The sequence below is a fragment of the Brevibacillus sp. FW301-21C12A genome, assembly GCF_058788915.1.
Map to the genome: position 1 here is coordinate 1 of NZ_JBYTBG010000082.1, position 9,370 is coordinate 9,370.

The window sequence follows — 9,370 nt, forward strand, 5'->3', positions numbered from 1 at the left end:
TTATGCCTGAGAACACTTGAACGCTGAAAGTTATGATGATTTTGAATGGTATGAAAAGATTAATGCAACGCTAGTGGGCAGCCCTATGTCAAATTAAGCTGAGCTACTTTATGACATGCCAAGTGCGCCATAAAACAAAAAGCAACTTAATAGAGCTGGAATCAAAAATATATTTCCTTGTACTTCTTGCAATACTTATAGATGAATTTTTTGTGAACACAAGATTTTGACAATGTTATTTGGTTGAATTTTTGTTAAAAAATGTTATTATTGTAAGTATCTTCGTGAGATGGGTTGGCTAACCTTTACTATCCTGAAAAAATTCAATTATGGTAAAGGAGTTTCAAAATGAAAAAAGCGATATTTTTAGCATTGTCAATTTCTTTGTTTTCCAGCTCTCTTTATAGCGCTAGTTCCGCTCATGCTGCCACAGTAAAATCGTATAATCTCGATATTTCGAGCATAGACGTTTCTCAAATCAAAGACCCGCAAGAAAAAGCTGCTTTTGAGAAGTTTAAGCAAATGCTTGAATCTGAGGATGCGAAAAAATTAATCGATGGATTAAAAGCGTATCGCGATTATTATCAAGTTGACAGTAATGGATATCATTTTGTCAAAGAGGCAGATAAATATATTCCAGCCGATGTTTACAAACTTATGTCAGAAACTTTCGAATCGGCCAACGAGGAATTGAATAAACCCGAAGCAAAGAAAGTGAAACAGAAATCGAGTTCTAAAGTAGAAGGACCTGTCTATTATCCTGATCCTGGGGAAACAACGAAATATTATGGATACCATTCAAAAACCTACTATTTTCAAGGAAGTAATTGGGATGTTGGAGATTGGCTGTATCTTAGTGACGAAGATACTAGATGGGTTGTCAATGTATTGATAGCTAGTACGGTTTTCTCTTACGTACTAGGAAAAGTGCTTTCTTTGTTCCCACAAACTAAAGGCCTTGCTTTGTCAGCAGATGTAATTACATTTATGTGTGGGGCAGGTGCTGCTTACCTAAGCAATAAAAATGAGGGAAAGGGCATTTACATTCGAGCCTACAGTGGAGGAATTTATTGCAGGGCTAGATAAACAGGGGTGATTTATTATTCAAGCCTACTTTACCTACATTATCTTTGGAATAATGATTGTGTCCACTTTAGTATCCATGGTAAAAAAAGAGAACTTGTTTGGGTACATTAATGGCGGAGTTCTCTCAATCATTATTTATGTGATTGATCCAGCGTATTGGTGGATTAGTATCTGTCTATTGTTAATAACGTATCTTTTCCAATTTATAGAAATCCAATTTCCTAAAAGGTGACCACGGTTGTGGGTTAACCCCCAATAGCCAGGATAAATCTGCAAGCACAGAACGGATTGACAGCGAAGCGGGCTTTCCCTTACGATAAATCATAATTCACTACGGTTTTTCAAGGAGGCTCTTTTATGTACTCTGTACGCATGCGCTAATCAGGCACGGACGACTCGCCCGTTTTTCGATGGGTTATTTGTCATGCCTGCATAGTTAGCTTGCGTATGTACCTCCAAAGCTCCTCGCTGCCTGATTCTGATTCGTCAGGCAGTCGGTTTCATGTGCTTGGATTGAGCAAGCTTTTGCACGGATGGCATCCCCTCGGACGGGACGTTCTCCGTGCTTTTTTGCGTCCAAAAACGGATGTCGCACATGAATGTCCACATGAGGAGGATGTATATGAGTACGAAAAAAGAAAGCTGGAAGCAAACCTTTTACACGATTTTTGCCGGGCAGGCCTTTTCGCTATTGGGCAGTGCCGTTGTGCAATTCAGCATCATCTGGTGGCTGACAGAGAAGACGGGCTCGGCGCTGGTGTTGACCATCGCTTCGATGGTCGGCTTTTTGCCCCAGGCTTTGGTCGGCCCTTTTGCCGGAACGATTGTCGATCGGCTGGACCGCAAAAAAATCATGATTGCCGCCGATATGTTCATCGCCCTCGTCAGTCTCGCCCTGGCGATTCTGTTCCTGAGCGGGATCGAGCCGCCTGTTTGGGTCTTTTACGCCGTTCTTGGCTTGCGTTCGATTGGTACGGCGTTTCACATGCCGTCAATGCAGGCTTCGATTCCGTTGATCGCGCCGGAGGATCAGCTCATGAAGGTGCAGGGCTGGATTCAGACGCTGACTTCTGCTGTCAGCATGGCTGGCCCGATGCTCGGTGCGTTTTTGTTGGCTTATTTTTCGATGGAAACCGTGCTTTTGCTTGATGTCGCAGGGGCGCTGCTGGCAAGCGCCGCCTTGCTGCTCGTGCATATCCCGAATCCCGAGCGCAGCGTGCCGGAGGAAGGCGAGCGCGGCATGCGCAGCGAGATCAAGGCAGGGCTGCGGGAACTGATGAAGTCAAGAGGCTTGGTGGTCATCACGGCCGCCATCGGGTTCACGAGCTTCGTGTACGTGCCGGTAGGGGCGCTGTTTACGCTTATGGTGTTAAGCCACTTTGGCAAAGGGGCGTGGCATGCCGGAGTGGTCGAGTTTTCTTTTGCGGCAGGCATGCTCGTCGGCTCGATTTTGTTGGGTAGTTGGGGGGCCAGGCAAAATCGCGTGTACTTGCTGACGGGCGGAATAGCGCTGTTGGGGCTGGGGCTGTTCTTCTCGGGGCTTTTGCCTGCGTCCGGTTTTGTCGGGTTTGTGCTGCTGTCGGGGCTGATGGGGATATCGGGGCCATTGTTTGGCGGCCCATTTGCCGTGCTGCTGCAAACGACGATTGACCCCGCTGCTCTGGGGCGAGTGATGTCGCTCGTCAACAGCTTGATGCTGATTGCCACGCCAATCGGCTTGCTGGTGGCAGGCCCGGTAGCTGAGGTGATCGGGGTCAACAACTGGTTTTGGCTCTCCGGTATTGCCATTGTGCTTATCGGAGTGTTCACCTCGCTCGTTCCAGCGGTGAGAGAGCTGAAGGCAGCCCAAGCAAACCAGTAGACGTCTGCATAGAAACAGCCAGGGTCACGTCAGGTGGTTCTGGCTGTTGTTGTTCACAAAGATGGCACGAGGTTTTACAGTTATGTGTCGAAACGCCTGGGAGATTGGTAATGCAAGTTGGGGAAAATTATAATGAAGGTACATACGCAGCGAGCAAGCGCCTTTTCAGCGGGAAAGAGGGTACTATGGAACCAAATCAATTGATGGAAGCAGCTCAACGTTTTATCCGCACCTGCTACAGCGAGTTGAACAAGACGGCGGCCGAGACAGAGCAGCGTTTGCAGGAAGTCCGGTACCAGATCGAGTCACAAGGCTATTACGAGCACACAGAGGAAGAACTGCGCCACGGGGCGAAGATGGCCTGGCGCAATAGCAATAGATGTATTGGACGCTTTTTCTGGGAATCGCTCATTGTGATGGACGAGCGCCATGTCCAGACAGAGGAGGAGATGGCCCAGGCGTTGCTGCGGCACATCGAGTTCGCGACGAACGGCGGGAAAGTGCGTCCGACCATTACCGTTTTTGCCCCTGCCATACCAGGGCGGCCGCAGATGCGCATTTGGAACCATCAGTTGATTCGCTACGCCGGGTATGAGACGGAGTACGGCATTCTGGGCGATCCGGCTTCGCTTGAGCTGACGAAGCTCTGTTTGAGCCTGGGGTGGCAAGGGGCTGGCACGCACTACGACATATTGCCGCTCGTCGTGCAGATTGGGGATCGGCAGCCGCAATTTTTTGAGATACCGCCAGAGCTGGTCATCGAAGTGCCGATCACGCATCCGGAAATAGCGGGCTTTGCAGACCTTGGCCTGCAATGGTACGGCGTGCCGATCGTCGCGGACATGCGTCTGGAAATCGGCGGCCTGGATTATGTGGCGGCTCCTTTTAACGGGTGGTACATGGGGACCGAGATCGGGGCGCGCAATCTGGCGGACGAACAGCGCTACAACATGCTGCCAAAAGTCGCGGAGGTCATGGGCCTGGACACGAGCCGGGAAGCGACGCTCTGGAGAGACAAGGCGCTGGTGGAGCTGAACGTGGCCGTGCTGCATTCCTTCAAGGAAAAAGGCGTTTCGATTGTCGACCATCACACAGCCAGTCAACAGTTCAAGCGCTTTGAGGAAAGAGAAGCCAAAAACGGCCGGGAGATTACAGGGGACTGGACGTGGCTGATTCCGCCGATTTCTCCTGCGGCTACCCACATTTTTCACAGCACGTACGACAACAAGATGGAGTCGCCGAATTTCCACTATCAGGCGAAGCCGGATTTGCCCAAAAAATAAGGGAAACAACAGGCAAAATGTCGCGGACGACGGTTCGCGGCATTTTTTTGTACAGATAAATGGGCGCACAAGCTCCCGCCAGGAAGTTTGCGCAAAAGCAGGGCCTGTAAAGGATTTACAGTTATTTTCTTGCACAGAATAGGTGGCGAAATCGGCAAGATGTGATAAAATTAGTCGATAATGATTATCATTATTAAAAATGTGGGGGAGATTCATTTTGCGCAAAACCGGATCTTTCAAAGTCATCTTACTGGCATTTATGCTGGTTCTCGTCGGGGTTTTGTCGGCATGCGGACAAGCTCCGGCCAATAATGCGGCCCAACCGGCGCAAGAGCAACCGGTTGCTCCGGCCAAAACCGAGAGCAGCGACGAGTTTATCACCTATCAGGCACAAAACGGAGAGGTGAAAATCCCGAAAGACTTGAAACGGGTGGTCGTGCTGGCAGACAGCTACGTCGGTGATTTTCTCGCGTTGGGCATCAAGCCGATCGGGATTACCGATCATGTGATGAAAAACCCGTACATGAAAGGCAAGCTGGACGGCATTGAAAGCGTTGGCGACGGCTCTTCCGTAGAGAAGGTGCTCACCATGAATCCAGACTTGATCGTCGTGTTCGAAGGCGACAAAAATCTGGCGGAGCTCTCCAAAATCGCGCCGACCGTTGCGATTCCGTACGGCAAGAAAACGTTCCGCGAGCAGCTTCAAGAGTTCGGCAAAATGACGGGCAGAGAAGACAAAGCCAATGAGTGGATTGCTTCCTGGGACAAAAAGATCGCTGAGCTGAAGCCAAAAGTACAGGCGGCGGTAGGCGACAAAACGGTTGCCATCCTGCAGCCTTACGCGAAAGGCATCTACGCATTCGGACACAACTACGGCCGAGGCGGCGAAATCATTTACGGCGAATTTCAGTTGAAGGCTCCTGCTGCTACGCAAAAGGCTGCCATTGACAGCGGCACCGGTTGGGCGGAAGTCTCGCTGGAAACATTGCCGGACTTCGCTGGCGATTACATTTTCACAAGCGCATGGAGCGGAGATGACGCCGATCCGGAAGCTGTCTACGGCTCTAATGTCTGGAAGGGACTTCCCGCTGTGAAAAACAACAAAGTATTCCAGCTCGACCGCGATGGTTCTTACTTCAACGACCCGATTTCGCTGGAGGCCCAGCTTGATTTCATCGTAGAAAAACTGACGCAAAACTAAGCCGATCAATAGAAAACCCCCGAGTCAGAAACAGCACGATCGCTGCCTGACTCGGGGGTCTTTTGCTGTTAACGGCTGTAGTAGCTGCTGAGTGCTTGCAGCAGGCCCAGCGGATTCTTGCGCAAATCTTTGGCGCTGAAGAAGACGCTGCCCTGGACTTCAGGGATTGTCGCATTGAAATTCAGTTGATTGATAATCTCCTGAGAGCTTTGCCAGCCTGCTTCGGCTGTGCCCAGCTTGTAAGGAGAATGGCCGATGAACAGCTTGACGTTGGTGCCGCGTACCTCGTTCGCCCACCAGGTGACGAGCTTGTCGTACTGGGCCGGGGCAAAGGAGAGGCTCCAGTAAATTTGCGGCGTGACATAGTCCATCCAGCCTTGCTTGATCCAGGTGCGGACGTCGGCGTACATATGGTCGTAGGCAGTGACGCCTGCTTTTGTATCGGAGCCTGTCTTGTCGACGGCGATGTTGCGCCAGACGCCAAACGGGCTGATGCCGAACTGGACATGCGGCTTGGCGCTTTTGATCGCCTGGTTGAGCTGCTGCACGAACTGGTTGATGTTGTCGCGGCGCCAGTCCGCTTTTGTCGCGATTTTTTTGCTGTTGTAGCTTTTGAAGGTCGCATCGTCGTTAAAGGTGCCGTTGGACGGATAGAAGTAATCGTCCAGATGCACGCCGTCGATGTCGTAGCGCTGCACGACTTCCATGATCTCGGCAATGATTTGCTGGCGGGCTTGCGGGATGCCCGGATTGATGTACAGCTTGTTGCTGGAATTGACGATCCATTCCGGATGTTTTTTCACGACGTGAGTGGCGGCGAGCTGGTCTGTTTTCGCGTCCACGTTGGCGCGGAACGGATTGAACCAGGCGTGGAACTGCATGCCGCGGCGATGTGTTTCCGCCACCATGAAGGCGAGCGGGTCGTAGCCGGGATTTTTCCCTTGGGTGCCCGTCAAATATTTGGACCACGGCACGAGGGAGGACGGGTACAAGGCGTCTGCCGAAGGGCGCACCTGCACGAACACGGCATTCATTCCCATCGCTTGCAGCTCGTCCAAAAGCTGTATGTATTCCTGCTGCTGCTTGGCCTGGTTTCCGTAGGAGCCAGTCGAAGGCCAGTCCAGATTGTACACGGTCGATACCCATACGCCGCGCAGCGAACCGCTGCTGGAGACGGGGGGCGTTGGCGGAACGACGACGGAGCTGTCGTTTCCACCCGGAATGTCTTGCGGCGGCGGAGTGACGGCTACGGGGCTTCCCGTCGACAGCGTGATCGTTCTCGTTTCCTGCGTCCAGCCTACCTGCAGGCCAAGCTGCTCGGAGACAAAGCGGAGCGGAACCATGACCCGGCCCTGTTTATTTTGGACAGAGGCATCGAGAGGCACGGTGCTGTCGTTGACGAGCGCGTAATTTTGGTTGATCGTCATGGACAGCACGGTATCGCCTTTCAAAATCGTGGCCGTTTGCAAGTTTTGATCCCAGTAAACTTCTGCGCCAAGACTTTCGCTGATGACCCGCAGAGGGACCATCGTGACATTGACTTTGGGGATGATGTACGGAGCGACATCGCTTCTGACTTGCTGCCCGTCCAGAAAGATGCTGATCGCAGGAGATGCCTGCGCAGCATGCACAGATGTCCCCATCGCTGGAATGCACAGCACGAACGTAAGCAAAAGCATAAACCACTTGCGTAACTTCATTTTGTGAATCCTCCGACACATATTATTTGCTGCAAAACTCTCGCTAATCGTTAGACGTCTTATTATATCGTTTGTTACGGTGGTGTGGGAGGAGAATTGATTCGATTCTGTTCATTTCGACAAAAAAGCTGGCTGGAACCACCCAAGCCGACGGGGAATAGGCAAAGACATAGGCCGTTTTTTAGGGAGAGGAATAGCTGCATGAGTTCTTTTCTTTCGCAAAAGGTGCCGATCGTGTTTGTTCCGGGGCTGTTTGGGTCGATGAACAATCAGATTATACCGGGGACGGGGGACTGGAGCTTCGGTCTTGCGCGAACCGCATACGAGCCGTTCATTCGCATGCTGGAAAATATGGGGTACAGACTGAATGAACAGTTGTTTGTCGCTTTTTATGACTGGCGCAGGCCCATTGGCATTTCCGCGGAGCACTCTCTCGTGCCCGTCATCCAATGGGCGAAGCAGGTGACGGGTGCAAACCATGTCAACCTCGTCTGCCACAGCATGGGCGGCCTGGTAGCCAGAGCGTACGTGCAAGGCGATACGTACCAAAACGACGTGGACCAACTGCTTGTTTTTGCCACGCCCAACGCAGGCTCGCCGATCAGCTATTGCTACTGGGCAGGAGGAAAGCTCCCGCGCCCGGTTCCGGGAAAAAGAAATGTGCTGGAAATTTACATGAACGTATATCTCGCTTATTTGGAGCAGGGCAGGCCGTTTAAACGCGTCCAGGCGATCCAGAGGCATTTTCCGAGCCTGCTTGACCTGGTGCCTGCCGCCGACTACGGGGACTACTTGCTGGAGAAGAAAAACGGGGCGGAGAGCTTTGTTCCGTACAGCAGCATGGTGGTCAAAAATCATTACATGGACCTGCTCAACAGCACGATGGGGCTGATTTACGAGCGCAACATCCGCATCACGGTTGTGGCAGGGATTGGGCAAGAAACGATTCATTACTTGCGCACGGTGCCGTCGCTTTCCCCGACCAAATGGGTCGACGGGAGAGTCGTTGGTTCCATCAGCAGCTCGGCAGGCGACGGCAGCGTCATGGCCAAAAGCGTGTTTACGCTGGAGGGAGACAAATATTACGTCGAAGCAACTCATTTGGATATTTTGTACAAGAGCGAGCCGCTGCTGAGACAGCTTCTGGGATCGTGAAGCGAATGTGGCAGGTGCTTTTCGACAAAAAAAGAGGATTGGGCCAGGGGGAACCGGGCACAAGTCCTCTTTTTCCAGTATAAGGGCAACCAAGGCTGCGTCAATGGCTTGGCGCAGCCAAGTTTTCTAATGCAGAGCAGAATGGATGCGAGGCGTAGCCAGTATTCGTGCAACGTAGGCTACGGTAATTTTTCGGCCCATACAAATTCTCAACATGTGTCTGGACAGCTTTGGCATCGGGGCGGACAGGCTGCGCACAGTAAAAAGGCCGGGCGAAGGAAATCTCCAGCCCGACCTGCTGTTTTCTTTTGACGAATGTGTGGTTCGTCTGCTCGCTGTCAGTAAGCGACGCTTTTGGAGACGAAGCCGACCAGGACATTTCCTTGCGCGTCCTGGGTGGAGCCGTAATACCAGTCGCCGTGCTCGCCGACGACCTGGACCAGCGCATGCTGTACGGCATAGCCTCTGCCGCGGCTTTCCGCAGAAGGCGTAGCGAAGAAGAAGCCTTTTTCTGCATGAATGCTGACCGTTTTAGGGGTGATGGGAGTATAGCTGGTAATGACTTTCTTGGAGACGAAGCCTTGTCCGATGGCGACGAATTCCGGGTGAGTGCCGGAGTCGACAAGCTCAAAGCCATACCAGAGCGTCGTGGTCACCGGCGAGTCGGCAGAGGGAGCGGCAAAAACATTCGCTTGCTCTACCGCTACAATGACTTTGGGTGCGACTGGCTTCGGCTGCTGCACTGGTTTGGCCGCTGGCGGCTTGGGTGTGGCGGGCTTCGCCTGGCTGTTGCCGGAAGAACGGCCGCCGGAAGAGTTGCTTCCTTTGTTGTGGTAGTGGTACTCGCCGTACTTCAAGCCCCATTTTTCGCAATTCGTTCTGCAAGTATGTCCGCCGTTTGCATCTGTGCGACCGGGATGCGCTTCCAGCGATTGAAGAGGGAATAAAATAACGGCAAGAATGAGAGCGAACAAAAATGCTGCTTTTTTCATGGTTATCCTCCAAAAGGATTCATCACCATAACCCGTGCTAGACATTGAAAAAACGTAGATGTTCCTCTATCGTGAAAGTTGTCCTGACCATC

The 9,370-nt window shown here is 51.8% G+C and carries 7 protein-coding genes; 5 read left to right on the forward strand and 2 right to left on the reverse strand.

Features of this window, described 5'->3' with window-relative positions; genetic code table 11:
* Positions 1-348: 348 nt before the first annotated feature.
* The 4 genes from AC3WQH_RS24860 (at position 349) to AC3WQH_RS24875 (ending at position 5,431) form a co-directional block, all read left to right on the forward strand.
* Positions 349-1,086: a hypothetical protein gene (locus tag AC3WQH_RS24860; protein ID WP_005831142.1), complete on the forward strand. Its 738-nt coding sequence runs from the start codon at positions 349-351 to the stop codon at positions 1,084-1,086.
* Between the two features lie 622 nt (positions 1,087-1,708).
* Positions 1,709-2,947: an MFS transporter gene (locus tag AC3WQH_RS24865; RefSeq protein ID WP_492332302.1), complete on the forward strand. Its 1,239-nt coding sequence runs from the start codon at positions 1,709-1,711 to the stop codon at positions 2,945-2,947.
* A 185-nt stretch (positions 2,948-3,132) separates the two neighbouring features.
* Entirely contained in the window at positions 3,133-4,230 is a 1,098-nt protein-coding gene (locus AC3WQH_RS24870; protein WP_025848125.1) for a nitric oxide synthase oxygenase, read from the forward strand.
* Between the two features lie 217 nt (positions 4,231-4,447).
* Positions 4,448-5,431 carry an iron-hydroxamate ABC transporter substrate-binding protein gene (locus tag AC3WQH_RS24875; protein ID WP_290426346.1) on the forward strand — a complete coding sequence of 328 codons (984 nt, stop codon included), beginning with the start codon at positions 4,448-4,450 and terminating at the stop codon, positions 5,429-5,431.
* 68 nt (positions 5,432-5,499) lie between these two features.
* On the opposite strand, the gene AC3WQH_RS24880 is transcribed toward AC3WQH_RS24875, so the two are convergent.
* On the reverse strand, positions 5,500-7,131 hold the full coding sequence (locus AC3WQH_RS24880) for a family 10 glycosylhydrolase (protein WP_492332303.1): 1,632 nt from the start codon (positions 7,129-7,131) through the stop codon (positions 5,500-5,502).
* 201 nt (positions 7,132-7,332) lie between these two features.
* Between AC3WQH_RS24880 and AC3WQH_RS24885 the strand changes: the two genes are divergently transcribed.
* Positions 7,333-8,286 carry a PGAP1-like alpha/beta domain-containing protein gene (locus AC3WQH_RS24885; RefSeq protein WP_005831153.1) on the forward strand — a complete coding sequence of 318 codons (954 nt, stop codon included), beginning with the start codon at positions 7,333-7,335 and terminating at the stop codon, positions 8,284-8,286.
* Between the two features lie 338 nt (positions 8,287-8,624).
* On the opposite strand, the gene AC3WQH_RS24890 is transcribed toward AC3WQH_RS24885, so the two are convergent.
* On the reverse strand, positions 8,625-9,278 hold the full coding sequence (locus AC3WQH_RS24890; RefSeq protein WP_122953022.1) for a YHYH domain-containing protein: 654 nt from the start codon (positions 9,276-9,278) through the stop codon (positions 8,625-8,627).
* Positions 9,279-9,370: the final 92 nt, after the last annotated feature.